Source organism: Leucobacter sp. MMO-125, assembly GCF_037148395.1.
Taxonomy (GTDB): domain Bacteria; phylum Actinomycetota; class Actinomycetes; order Actinomycetales; family Microbacteriaceae; genus Leucobacter.
On the sequence record NZ_JBBCTL010000001.1, the window covers coordinates 376,030 to 388,404 of the forward strand.

Below are 12,375 nucleotides of genomic sequence, written 5' to 3' on the forward strand. Positions count from 1 at the left end.
CTGCTATCTTCCCATATTCGTGGGCCTCGCCGCGTCGCGCATCACCTCGAGGAGGCGTTCTTCGTGCTGCAGCGGCGTCGCAGGATCGCCCGCCACGAAGATGCGAATCTGCAGCAGTGCCTGCTCGATGAGCATGCCGTCTCCCGAGTGCGCTGTGCTTCCAGCCGCGCGCCAGCGCTCTGCAAGCGGTGACGGCCAGGGATCGTAGGCGACGTCGAAGAGCGGGGCGCGCAGCAGCGCCTCTGGCAGTTCGAGTTCGTTGCCGGCCTGGCCTGGCAGCGTTGAAATCACGAGGGTGGGCACCGCTGCCTGCTGCGGCGCGGGGTTCTCGGTCGCACCCGTGCGGTCAGGTTCCTGCGATGTCACGGTGCCCGAGACCTGCATCGGCCGCTCCGTGCCGGGCTCACAGGTGTCGCAGAAGCGTACAACCAGGTCGGCGACAGCAGCAGCGTTGCGCGCCACGATCTCGACGTGCTCGGCACCCAACCGACGGGCCGCCAGCAGCGCCGACACCGCGGTCGCCCCCGATCCGATCACAGCTGTGCGCGTCGCATCGAGGCCGGCCTTGGCAATCGCGGCGGCAAGCCCGCCAACATCGGTGTTGAAACCGGCCCAGGCCGATCCACCGCCAGGGGCGGGCACGCCGAGGTGCAGCAGCGTGTTGACAACACCGCTCTCCTCAGCGATCGGATCACGCACGAGAGCGATCCGATGGGCTTCTTCTTTGAGTGGCATCGTGAGGGAGAGCCCCCGCCACTCGGGGCCGAGCCCGGCAAGAAAGCTCTTGAGATCCGCTGCCTGCAGCTCTTCTCGGCCGTAACTCCAATCAAGACCGAGTTGCGTGTACGCGGCGGCGTGAATCGCGGGCGATTTCGAGTGGCGGATCGGCGATCCCAGCACGGCAAGGCTCGCCGTCGGCAGCGCCGTCACAGGCGGGCGGGGCTGAGCGTGCTCGTGCTCGTGCTCGTGCTCGTGCTCGTGCTCGTGCTCGTGCTCGTGCTCGTGCTCGTGCTCGTGCTCGTGCTCGTGCTCGTGCGACACCTTAGCACCCGCTGTCGGGTGTCGCAGCGCACCAATCGCGGTACACCTGGACCGCAGCCTCGTGCTCCGCCTCGTTCGAGGTGAAGGTCAGTGCGCCGTTGCCGCCTGGCGCGTTCACGAAGAAGAGCCAATCGGTGTCGGCCGGGTGCAGAGCCGCATCGACCGCGGCGCGCCCCGGGTTGGAGATGGGGCCGATCGGCAATCCCTTGTGCACGTACGTGTTCCACGGATTGTCGTCGCTCAACGCCTCGTCGCTCGACCAGAAACTGCCGTGCTCGCCTGAGCCGTACTGCGCCGTCGAATCCATACCCAATGCCATATCGATCGCGAGTCGCTTGTGGATCACCTGCGAGATCATTGCGAAGTCGGCGTCGCGGCCCTCGCGCTGCACAATCGACGCGATGGTGAGCACGCGCTCGCGATCCGCCTCGGGCACTCCGAACTCGTCGAGCACCTGCACCTGATGGCTCACGAGCAGGGCGATGATGTCCTGCGCGGTCATCTCCGGCGAGAACTCGTAGGTGGCGGGGAACAGCCACCCCTCCAATGAGGGCACCCCTGCGGGCACGCCGTATGCTGCCGGGTCGGCGGCGGCCGCGGCGAACTCCTCATAGGGGATACCGGATCCCTGCGAGAGCCGCTCAAGCGTGCCCTCGATGGTGAGTCCCTCTGGAATAGTGGCGCTGAGCTGACGACGGTTCGCGGGATCCTGCAAGGCGTCGAGCGCAGCCTGTGCGCTCATACGCTCACGCACCGTGTACACGCCGGGAAGGAATTCAACCTGAGGCTGCTGCGCGAGCAGCAGCTCGTAAAAGGCGTCGGAGGTCTTCACCACACCGGCCTTGTGGAGCGAGGCCGCGATATCGGAGCCAATCTCGCCGGAGCGGATGGCAACCGTCACTTCCTCACCCTGATCGCTGTCGTCGTAGTCGTTGGTGGACCACCCCATCGCCAGAGAGATCTGCTCGCCATACTGCGACCAGAGAAAGGCCCCGGCACCGGCGAGACCGCCGAGCAGCAGCAGGGCGACGAGCAACGAGATGAGCACACGGCGGCCGGTGCGGCCCTCCTGCTCTGATGAACGCGCGTTCATGGGCGAGTCTCCTCCTCGGGGGGCTCGGGAAGTGCGGCCGCCTGGCCGGGGGCTTCGCCCCTGGCGCGCTCCAAATCGAGCGCGTGCTGCAGGATCACCACGGCCGCCGCCTGGTCGATGATCGACCGGCTCTGCTTGGTCTTCTTTCCGGCCTGACGCAGATGCCCCTGCGCCGACACCGTCGACAATCGTTCGTCGACAAGCCGCACCTTCGCCGCCTCTCCCCCCAGGCGGGCGGCGAGGCGCCCCGCGAACGCTGCCGCGTCGTCGGTCGAGGGGGTACGCTCGCCTCGCAGGTTCAGCGGCAACCCCACGATCACCTCGAAGGCGTCGTGCTCTGCGACGATCTCGGCGATGCGCGCGAGATCGGCGTCACCACCGAGGTCGCGCGGCACCGTCTCAACCGGCGTCGCCAGCATCCCGTGAGGGTCGCTGCGGGAGACGCCAACGCGGGCTTTACCAACGTCAATCCCCAGACGTACTCCGCTGCGCATCAGCCACCCAGGTGTCGCCGGATCTCGGCCAGCGCATCGTCGATCTTCGCAGGATCGGCACCGCCGCCCTGGGCGAGATCGGGCTTGCCGCCTCCCCCGCCGCCGAGCACCTGAGCACCGAGCTTCGCGAGGTCACCGGCACGCACGCCACGGTCGCGCGCATCAGCGGTTGTCGCGGCGATCACCACGGGCTTGCCACCGGTCTCGCCGGCGAGCACCACAACGCCTGCCTCCGAGGCGAGCCTGTCGCGCAGCTGCAGCACTAGAGCGCGCACATCATCTGCCGAGCCGACAGTGCCGAGGGATCCGAGCACGGCGCGCACCTCGCCGAGCTGCTGCGCACCAGCCAGCAGCTCAGGCACCCGTTGCCCCAGTTTCTCGGCCTCGAGGGCCGCAATCTTCTTCTCGGCCGCCCGCAGCTGTGCGCCGAGATCCTGCACCTTCGAGACAAGCTCGGCCCGCGGCACTTTCAGGCCACCGGTGAGCTGCTGCACAATAGCGCGTTCAGCAGCGAAATTGCGGAAGGCTTCGATACCGACGAGCGACTCGACGCGGCGGTTCGTCGAACCGACCGAGCTCTCGGAGATGAGGCTGATCATGCCGATCTCAGACGAGCTGGACACGTGCGTGCCGGCGCAGAGTTCGCGCGACCACGGGCCGCCGATGTCGACGACGCGCACACGGTCGCCGTATTTCTCGCCGAAGAGCGCCATCGCGCCCATAGCCTTCGCCTCGTCGATGGCCATCTCGCGAGTGACAACGTCGTAGTCGCTGCGGATCGCAAGGTTCGAGATCTCCTCGATCTCGCTCTTCGTCTCTGCCGAGAGGGCTTCGGCGTGGGAGAAGTCGAGCCTCAGATACCCGGCCTTGTTGTAGGAGCCGGCCTGGTGGGCACTCGAACCGAGCACCTCCCGCAGCGCGGCGTGCACGATGTGCGTACCCGAGTGGGCCTGCGTGGCACCACGGCGGTAATCGGCGTCGACACGGGTCTCGGCCCGCGCGTCGAGCCCGATCGTGCCGATCGTCACCTTGACGGTGTGCACGATGAGGCCGGGCACCGGCCTCTGCACGTCGAGCACCTCAGCCTCAAAGCCGTCGCCCACGATGAGGCCCTGGTCAGAATCCTGACCGCCGGATTCAGCCCACAAGGAGGTCTCAGCGAGCACGATCTCGGCCATCTGGCCCTCACGCGCCTCAGAGGCGGGGGTGCCGTCGACAACGATCCCGAGCACGCGGCTCTCATGGTTGAGTTCGTCGTAGCCAACGAACGCGGTCTCGCCGAGGCCGCGCAGCTCCTTGTAGACGGAGAGGTCGGCGCGCTGGCCCTTCTTCGCCTTGGCGTCGGCCTTGGCGCGGTCGCGCTGCTCCTGCATGAGCGCGGTGAAGACTTCGCGGTTCACCGAGACACCGGCCTCCTCGGCGATCTCAAGCGTCAGCTCGATCGGGAAGCCGTGGGTGTCGTGCAGCAGGAACGCGGTGTCACCGGGCACCGAGACGTCTGCAGATTTTGCTGCAGCCACCGCCGAGTCGAGAATCTGAATGCCCGAGGCGAGGGTGCGCAGGAAGGTCTTCTCCTCGGCGTAGGCGGCTCGCGAGATGAAGTCGAAGTCGCGCTCCACTGCCGGGTAGGCCGATTGCATCGCGTCACGCGACACGGGGAAGAGTTCAGCGAAGCTCGGGCCGTCGAAGCCGAGGAGACGCATCGAAAGAACAACGCGGCGCAGCAGGCGGCGCAGGATGTAGCCACGGCCCTCATTAGATGGGGTGACCCCGTCGGCGATGAGCATCAGGCCGCTGCGCACGTGATCGGCGATGACGCGCAAGCGCACATCGTCCTCGTGGTTCGCACCGTAGGTTTTGCCCGCGAGTTCGGCAGCGCGATCGAGCACGGGGCGCACCTGATCGATCTCGTACATGTTCTGCACGCCCTGCTTGATAAACGCGACACGCTCGAGACCCATACCGGTGTCGATGTTCTTGTTCGGCAGCTCGCCCACGATCGTAAAGTCGGTCTTCGACTTTACATCGGTGATCTGGTATTGCATGAAGACGAGATTCCAAATCTCGACGTAGCGATCGTCGTCGGTGGCGGGGCCGCCATCGACGCCGTACTCCGGGCCCAGATCGTAGAAGATCTCGGAGCACGGACCAGCGGGGCCGGGCTGACCGGTCGACCAGTAGTTGGTGTCTTTGCCGAGGCGCTGGATGCGTTCGTCGGGAAGCGACGAGTGCTGCTTCCAGAACCCGATGGCCTCATCGTCGTCTTCGTAGACGGTAACCCAGAGGTCCTTCGCCTCAAATCCGAGGCCGCCTTCGGCCTCACTCGTAGTGAGCAGTTCCCAGGCGAAGCGAATCGCTTCTTCCTTGAAGTAGTCACCGAAGGAGAAGTTGCCGCACATCTGGAAGAAGGTGCCGTGACGCGGGGTCTTGCCGACCTCTTCAATGTCGTTGGTGCGAATGCACTTCTGCACGCTCGTGGCCCGCTTGTATGGAGCGGGAACCAGACCCGAGAGGTAGGGCACGAACGGCACCATGCCGGCAACGGTGAACATGAGGCTCGGGTCGTCGCTCACGAGGGAGGCCGAGGGCACGACAGTGTGTCCTCGCTTTTCGAAGAAGTCGAGCCAGCGGCGGTGGATTTCGGCGGTCAGCATCCGAGCGGAGTCCTTCTGGGTGTGTGGGTGGTGGGGTCAGCGCTGCTGGCGCAGCTTGCGCAGCGCGTTCTCGACGTCGTCGAGCAGTTCGTCGGCTTCGGCTTCGGCTTCTCGATAGCCGGTGACGAAGGCCCGGTTCAGCTCGTCGACCCCGCGGTTGACGCGAGCGAAGAAGCGTCGCCCCTCCGGCGTCTGATTGACGAAGTGCGCGGCGACGAATCCCAGCACCACTCCGTTCAGCAGCCACAGCAGTTTGCGCATGTTTCCATTCCTCCTCGTGGCGTTCGTGCGCGATTATCGGTCGTGCACGAGAAACGTTTCTCAAGCTTAGCGGTAGCCTCCGACACCCAGCGGGATGTCCCCGGAGACGCCGAAGGGGCGCCGGATTGCTCCGACGCCCCTGCGGCATATGATGCTCGGTGCTTAGCGGCCCGAGTAGTACTCGACCACGAGCTGCACTTCACAGGTCACGGGGACCTCAGCGCGCTTCGGGCGACGCACGAGACGTGCCTGGAGCTTGTCGAGCTCGACCTCGAGGTAGCCGGGAACGTTCGGCAGCACCTCGGCGTGACCGCCGGCAGCTGCGACCTGGAAGGGCTCCATGCCCTCGGAGCGCTCCTTGACGTGGATGAGCTGGCCCGGCTTCACGCGGAAAGAGGGGCGGTCGACGATCTTGCCGTCGACGAGGATGTGACGGTGCACGACCATCTGGCGAGCCTGCGCGGTGGTGCGGGCGAAGCCGGCGCGCAGCACGAGTGCGTCGAGACGCATCTCGAGCAGCTCGACGAGGTTCTCACCGGTCAGGCCGTCCTGACGACGGGCTTCCTTGAAGGCGATGACGAGCTGCTTCTCGCGGATGCCGTACTGGGCGCGGAGACGCTGCTTCTCACGCAGACGGACGGCGTAGTCGCTGTCGCTCTTGCGCTTGGTGCGGCCGTGCTGGCCGGGGCCGTAGGGGCGCTTCTCGAGGTAGCGCGCAGCCTTGGGGGTCAGCGCGATGCCGAGCGAGCGGCTCAGGCGGGTCTTGGAACGGGTACGCGACGTAGTCGACACGTTGATCCTTTCGGGTTTCTGACAGTGCGAGCTCGGGATCGAGCCCTGTGTTCTCTCGGCCACGCTGCGCCCGCATTCACGAACCTTCGTTCGCAATGCACGCGACGCAACAAACCGTCTTCGGTGAGGGAACGACCAGTGCAGAAACCCGGCTACAGGGCGACTGCCACCTGCTATTCCGCGCGCAGCCGTGCGCGGCAGCGGTGTTGGCCAGCGACTATCGTATCAGAAACTACTGCTTCTCTCAGAATTCGCCGCTGCTCACCCCCTGGTGATGCGGCGGATCTTGTCGAGGCGCTCTGAGATCTCGCGTTCGTTGCCGTGCTGGGTGGGCGCGTAGTAGACGCGGTCGGCAAGTTCTTCGGGGAGATACTGCTGCCGGGAGACTCCGCGCGGATCATTGTGCGGGTAGAGGTAGCCCTTGCCGTGGCCGAGCCGCTTCGCGTCCGGGTAGTGCGCGTCGCGCAGATGCTTCGGCACGAGGCCGAAGCGCCCCGCCTTCACATCGGCAATGGCCGAGTCGATCGCCGTGATGACGGCGTTCGACTTAGGCGCCGTAGCAATATAGATCGTGGCCTCGGCGAGCGGGATCCGCGCCTCAGGCAAACCGATCAGCTGCGTCGCCTCAGCCGCCGCGACCGCAATCGGAAGCGCCTGCGGGTCTGCAAGGCCCACGTCTTCTGCCGCGTGCACCATGAGGCGCCGCGCGATGAATCTCGGATCTTCTCCTGCCTCGATCATGCGAGCAAGATAGTGGATCGCGGCATCGGGGTCGGATCCGCGCAGCGATTTAATGAAGGCGCTGATGACGTCGTAGTGCTGATCGCCGTTGCGGTCATAGCGCAGCAGCGCACGGTCCACCGCTGCAGACACGATCTCGGCGGTCAGCTGTGCACGCTGAGGCCCGGCCTCACCGTTGATCTCAGGCTCTTCGTCAGAGCGAGCCGTGCTGTCTGGCTCAGTTTCGGCGGCGGAGGCGGCCACTCCCCCGGCGAGCGCCGAAGCGGCCGAGGCCTCGAGTGCGGTGAGGGCCCGCCGCGCGTCGCCCGATGCGAGCTGCACCAGCGCATCAAGCGCCTCACCGTCGGCTTCAACAGCACCTGCCAAACCTCGTGGGTCGGCGATTGCACGTTCGAGCAGCCTACGCAGATCGGCATCGTCGAGAGGTTCGAGGGTGAGCAGCAGCGAACGCGACAGCAGCGGGCTGATCACCGAGAAGGACGGGTTCTCTGTCGTCGCGGCTACCAGCGTCACCCAGCCGTTCTCGACACCGGGCAGCAGTGCATCCTGCTGCGCCTTGGTGAATCGATGGATCTCGTCGAGAAAGAGCACCGTCGCGATGCCGTACAGATCGCGATCGTTCAAGGCGCGCTCCATCACGGTGCGAACGTCTTTGATACCTGCGGTCACTGCCGACAGTTCGACGAAGCGGCGCCCACTCGAGTGCGCGATGGCCTGGGCGAGCGTAGTCTTGCCCGTGCCAGGCGGCCCCCAGAGAATCACGGAGACGGCCCCTCCACCCCCTTCGGAGTCGGAAGCGAGCGTGCGCAGCGGTGATCCTGCCCGCAGCAGATGCTGCTGCCCCACCACCTCATCGAGCGAGCGCGGCCGCATGCGCACCGCAAGAGGAGCGGTGTGCGCCGGAGCGGTGTTCGATTCCACGCCCCCAATGCTACCGAGCACCCCTAACATTCGCGGTCAGTACGGGCCCGGGCAACGCTGGCTATGGCATAGTGGAGGGGTCTATTCCGTTATGGTCGGCGAGCCGGCCCCACACGACAGGTGAGCAGAACCTTGAGCGAAGCGAGCAACGAAACGCCCTGGGGCCGAGTCGACGACGACCGCATCGTCTATGTTCGCGAGGGCGACAGCGAACGCGCGGTTGGTTCGTTCCCCGACGGCACCCCCGAAGAGGCGCTGGCCTACTTCACCCGCAAGTACGCCGACCTCGAAGGGCAGATCGTGCTGCTCGAGGCGCGCGTTGCACGCGGCACCGCCGACGGATCGGCGGTTGACAGCGTCGCCAAGCTGCGCGAACAGCTCGTTGAGCCCGCTGCGGTGGGCGACATCGCGGCACTGCGCAGCCGTGTCGAGAAGCTCGCCGAGAAGACCGCTGCCCTCGGCGAGAAGCAGCAGGCCGAGCGCGAAGCCGCCCGCCAGGAGGCCGTCGCCAAGCGCGAGGCCATTGTCGCCGAGGCTGAGCGCCTCGCGGCCCAGCCCGAGGCGTCGATCCGCTGGAAGGACACCAGCCAGACCTTCGAGCAGCTCTTCACCGACTGGCAGACCGCGCAGCGCAGCGGCCCCCAGATCCCCAAGGCACAGGCAGACGCCATGTGGAAGCGTTTCCGCACCGCTCGTCAGTCCTTCGACTCGGCACGCCGCGCGCACTTCGCGCAGATGGACGCCAACAACAAAGACGTGAAGCAGCGCAAGGAGCGGATCATCGCCGCAGCCGAGGCGCTCGCATCTCAGGGCATCGACGGCATTCCCGCGTATCGCGCGCTGCTCGACGAGTGGAAGGCTGCCGGCCGCGCCAGCCGCAAGCTCGACGATCAGCTCTGGGCTCGCTTCAAGGCCGCCGGTGACGTGCTCTACGAGGCGAAAGCCGCCGAGGCCGCGCAGACCAACGAAGAGTACGCTGCGAACCTCACCGCGAAGCAGGCACTGCTCGACGAAGCAGCCCCCATCCTCGATCAGCGTGAGCACGGTGCAGCCCGCAAGGCACTCACCGAGATCCAGCTTCGCTGGGATGAAATCGGCCGGGTGCCCCGCGAGGCGTTGCGTGATATCGAGTCACGCCTGCGCAAGATCGAAGACCACGTCAAGGGTCTCGAAGAAGAGCACTGGCGCAAGACTAACCCGGAGACGAAGGCTCGCAGCGAGGGCCTGCGCGGCCAGCTCGAAGCCTCGATCGCCGAGCTGACCGCCGAGGTCGAGGCCGCACGGGCCGCCGGAAATGCACAGGCGCAGGCTGAGGCCGAGCAGAAGCTCGCAACTCAACAGTCGTGGCTCGCAGCCATCGGCGACTAACTCAGGCTCCGCTCACAGACGCGCGACTCGCGCAGCCTTGGGCGAGTTATCCACATTCGACGCCGGGGTCTGGCATTTTCAGGCCCCGGCGTTGAGCATGGGGAGCATGACTCAGCGCTCCCTGCCACCGCTCCCCTGCTTTGATCACTGGCCCGCAGCCGTTCGCTCGGCCGAGCGGCTCAGAGGCACACTGCTGCGATGCGGCCCCGGTGTGCGCGGCGTCGGCTGGCCCGAGACACCACGCGTGCGGGCAGCAGCGCTGCGCCCCTGGCTCGACGCCGATCACGTCGCAGTGCGACTCACGGCCGCCTGGGTCTGGGGTGCCTGTCGCGAGCCAGGGCACCCGCTTGAATTCTCAACGCTCAACAGGCGCAGACCCGAACGCCGCACACCGGCCCCGGGCGTCTCGGTGCACCAATTCGCTTACGCACACCACGAGCTGAGCGCCTTCGCCCCAGATCTGCGGGTCACCGCCCCTGCGCAGACCGCATGCGACCTGCTTCGCAACCCCGAAGCCTTCGACCGTGCGCACCTGGTGGCAGTGCGCCTCCTGATCCGCATGATCCCAGGCGGCTCCGACCAGCTCCGCACCACGCTCAGGAACGGTCGGGCACAGTACCGCGCGGTGGCGCTGCGGCGACTCGATTCGCCCACGAAGCAGATCCCGCCCCAGACGCTGCCCGCAGCGCGCAAACCAGTCGATCAGTTCGTGATGCGATAGACGTCGTAGACCCCGTCGATGCGACGCACAGCGTTGAGCACATGGTCGAGGTGCGTCGAGTTGGCCATCTCGAACACGAACTTGCTGACCGCCAGCCGCGCCGTCGAGGTGTTCACCGAAGCCGAGAGTATGTTCACGTGGTGCTCCGACAACGAGCGGGTGATATCGGAGAGCAGACCAGAACGATCGAGCGCTTCGACCTGGATCTGCACGAGGAACACGCTCTTCGAGGAGGGCGCCCACTCGACCTCGACCACTCGATCCTGCTGCTCTCGCAGATTGATGAAGTTGTGACAGTCAACTCGGTGCACCGAAACACCATCGGACTTCGTGACAAAGCCCATCACGTCATCTCCGGGCACTGGCGTGCAGCACTTCGCCAACTTCGCAAGCACACCCGAAGCACCCTTCACGGCAATGCCGCTGGAATCGGCCACCCGGCTCGCGCGCGGCGCTTCGATGATCGGCAAAGTGGCAAGAGCGGGCTCCGTCGAGCTTTGCTCGTCGAAAAGCAATCCGGTGACCTTCTCCACCACCGACTGCGCCGACACGTGCCCGGCTCCCACGCCGGCGTAGAGCGCCGTGACATCTGCGTAGCGCAGCTGCAGCGCCACCTGCTGCAAGCCCTCAGAATTCATCACCTGGTGCAGCGGCAGCCCCTGCTTGCGCAACGCCTTCGTGATCTCGACCTTGCCGTTCTCGGCGTCTTCTTCGCGACGCTCCTTGGTGAACCACTGTCGGATCTTGTTTTGGGCTCGCTTGCTTTTCACGAAATCGAGCCACGACTTATTCGGGCCCGCGTTCGGATCCTTCGAGGTAAACACCTCGACAACGTCACCGTTCTGCAGCGGCGTCTCGAGCGACACGAGGCGGCCGTTCACGCGGGCCCCCATCGTGCGGTGCCCCACCTCCGTGTGCACGGCGTAGGCGAAGTCGACAGGGGTGCCGCCGGAGGGAAGCCCGATAACGCGCCCCTTCGGGGTGAAGACGTACACTTCCTTCGCGCCGATCTCGAAGCGCAGCGCATCGAGAAACTCGCTCGGGTCTTCAGTCTCAGCCTGCCAGTCCGAAATGTGCGCGAGCCAGGCCATATCGCTGGAACCTGGCGCCTGCTGCCCCTGCTGGCGCTGCTTGTACTTCCAGTGGGCTGCCACGCCGTACTCGGCGCGCTGGTGCATCTCGACGGTGCGGATCTGGATCTCGACAGCACGCCCGTCAGGCCCGATCACCGTGGTATGCAGCGACTGGTACAAGTTGAACTTCGGGGTGGCGATGTAGTCCTTGAAGCGGCCCGGGATCGGGGTCCACCGCGCGTGCACCGCACCGAGCACGGCGTAGCAGTCGCGAATCGAGTTCACGAGCACGCGGATTCCCACGAGATCATAGATGTCGTCGAAGTCGCGGCCGCGCACCACCATCTTCTGGTAGATGGAGTAGAGCTCCTTGGGGCGGCCCGTCACCTCGCCGCGAATCTTCGCATCGCGCAGATCATTCTCGATCGAACTGATCACCGTACCCACGAGCTCGTCACGCTGCGGATTGCGCTGCGTCACGAGGTTCTCGATCTCGGCGTACAGCTTCGGCTTCAGCACTGCGAAAGAGAGATCTTCGAGCTCGGCCTTCAACGACTGAATACCGAGCCGATGCGCGAGCGGCGCATAGATCTCAACAGTCTCCTGCGCCTTGCGCTTGGCGGAATCGCCGGGCACAAAGCCCCAGGTGCGGGCGTTGTGCAGCCGATCCGCCAGCTTGATGACCAGTACACGGATGTCTTTCGACATCGCGACCACCATCTTGCGCACGGTTTCGGCCTGCGCAGAGTCGCCGTACTTCACTTTGTCGAGCTTCGTCACACCGTCGACGAGCATCGCGATCTCATCGCCGAACTCGGCCGTCAGCTGTTCAAGGGTGTAGTCGGTGTCTTCGACGGTGTCGTGCAGCAGCGCGGCAGCGATCGCCACGGGAGCGACGCCCAGCTCGGCGAGGATCTGAGCGACCGCGATCGGGTGGGTGATGTACGGCTCGCCACTGCGTCGCTTCTGCCCGCGATGCGCGCGTTCTGCAACGACGTAGGCACGCTCAATGACTGAGAGGTCGGCGCGCGGATAATTCGCACGCACGGTGCGCACGAGCTGGTCGACGGCGCCCGGTGAGCTGCCTCGGGAGAAGATTCGAGGAACCAGGCGACGCAGCGCCGTCGTACCGCTCTGCTGCGTGACGTCGTTCGTGACCACTCTGACCTCCCTCGAATGTTTGAACGTTACACCACGAGAGGTCATTCCCACGAAC

General features: G+C 65.8%; 10 protein-coding genes. 2 read left to right on the top strand and 8 right to left on the bottom strand.

Translation table 11 applies throughout. The annotated features are described in order from the left end of the window. Positions 1-3: 3 nt before the first annotated feature. The 7 genes from WFI54_RS01755 to WFI54_RS01785 form a co-directional block, all read right to left on the bottom strand. The gene (locus WFI54_RS01755; protein ID WP_336651080.1) at positions 4-1,041 is read right to left on the bottom strand and encodes a shikimate dehydrogenase family protein; all 1,038 of its coding nucleotides are present in this window, start codon (positions 1,039-1,041) and stop codon (positions 4-6) included. 1 nt (position 1,042) lies between these two features. Beyond that, entirely contained in the window at positions 1,043-2,134 is a 1,092-nt protein-coding gene (gene mltG / locus WFI54_RS01760) for an endolytic transglycosylase MltG (protein ID WP_336651081.1), read from the bottom strand. After that, positions 2,131-2,628: a Holliday junction resolvase RuvX gene (gene ruvX, locus WFI54_RS01765; protein WP_336651082.1), complete on the bottom strand. Its 498-nt coding sequence runs from the start codon at positions 2,626-2,628 to the stop codon at positions 2,131-2,133. The genes mltG and ruvX overlap by 4 nt, the downstream gene beginning before the upstream one ends. Then, positions 2,628-5,282: an alanine--tRNA ligase gene (gene alaS, locus WFI54_RS01770; protein ID WP_336651083.1), complete on the bottom strand. Its 2,655-nt coding sequence runs from the start codon at positions 5,280-5,282 to the stop codon at positions 2,628-2,630. The genes ruvX and alaS overlap by 1 nt, the downstream gene beginning before the upstream one ends. A 36-nt stretch (positions 5,283-5,318) precedes the next feature. Further along, positions 5,319-5,543, bottom strand: a complete 225-nt coding sequence (locus WFI54_RS01775; protein WP_336651084.1) for a hypothetical protein — start codon at positions 5,541-5,543, stop codon at positions 5,319-5,321. 162 nt (positions 5,544-5,705) lie between these two features. Further along, on the bottom strand, positions 5,706-6,335 hold the full coding sequence (gene rpsD, locus WFI54_RS01780) for a 30S ribosomal protein S4 (RefSeq protein WP_336651085.1): 630 nt from the start codon (positions 6,333-6,335) through the stop codon (positions 5,706-5,708). Positions 6,336-6,596: 261 nt separating this feature from the next. Then, positions 6,597-7,949: a replication-associated recombination protein A gene (locus WFI54_RS01785; RefSeq protein ID WP_336651636.1), complete on the bottom strand. Its 1,353-nt coding sequence runs from the start codon at positions 7,947-7,949 to the stop codon at positions 6,597-6,599. 180 nt (positions 7,950-8,129) lie between these two features. Here WFI54_RS01785 and WFI54_RS01790 point away from each other — a divergent pair, with 180 nt between their 5' ends. Together WFI54_RS01790 and WFI54_RS01795 are read left to right on the top strand one after the other, a co-directional pair. Next, the gene (locus WFI54_RS01790) at positions 8,130-9,365 is read left to right on the top strand and encodes a DUF349 domain-containing protein (protein WP_336651086.1); all 1,236 of its coding nucleotides are present in this window, start codon (positions 8,130-8,132) and stop codon (positions 9,363-9,365) included. Between the two features lie 106 nt (positions 9,366-9,471). After that, positions 9,472-10,086, top strand: a complete 615-nt coding sequence (locus WFI54_RS01795; protein WP_336651087.1) for a hypothetical protein — start codon at positions 9,472-9,474, stop codon at positions 10,084-10,086. Here the strand turns inward: WFI54_RS01795 and WFI54_RS01800 are convergent. Continuing rightward, positions 10,068-12,320, bottom strand: a complete 2,253-nt coding sequence (locus WFI54_RS01800; RefSeq protein WP_336651088.1) for a RelA/SpoT family protein — start codon at positions 12,318-12,320, stop codon at positions 10,068-10,070. The genes WFI54_RS01795 and WFI54_RS01800 overlap by 19 nt on opposite strands. Between the last annotated feature and the right edge of the window lie 55 nt (positions 12,321-12,375).

What these genes read in the sequence shown, in the direction of transcription:
- mltG (WP_336651081.1), bottom strand. Translation starts at nt 2,134, where the DNA reads ATGAACGCGCGTTCATCAGAGCAGGAGGGCCGCACCGGCCGCCGTGTG.
- WFI54_RS01785 (WP_336651636.1), bottom strand. Translation starts at nt 7,949, where the DNA reads ATGCGGCCGCGCTCGCTCGATGAGGTGGTGGGGCAGCAGCATCTGCTG.
- ruvX (WP_336651082.1), bottom strand. Translation starts at nt 2,628, where the DNA reads ATGCGCAGCGGAGTACGTCTGGGGATTGACGTTGGTAAAGCCCGCGTT.
- WFI54_RS01795 (WP_336651087.1), top strand. Translation starts at nt 9,472, where the DNA reads ATGACTCAGCGCTCCCTGCCACCGCTCCCCTGCTTTGATCACTGGCCC.
- alaS (WP_336651083.1), bottom strand. Translation starts at nt 5,282, where the DNA reads ATGCTGACCGCCGAAATCCACCGCCGCTGGCTCGACTTCTTCGAAAAG.
- WFI54_RS01775 (WP_336651084.1), bottom strand. Translation starts at nt 5,543, where the DNA reads ATGCGCAAACTGCTGTGGCTGCTGAACGGAGTGGTGCTGGGATTCGTC.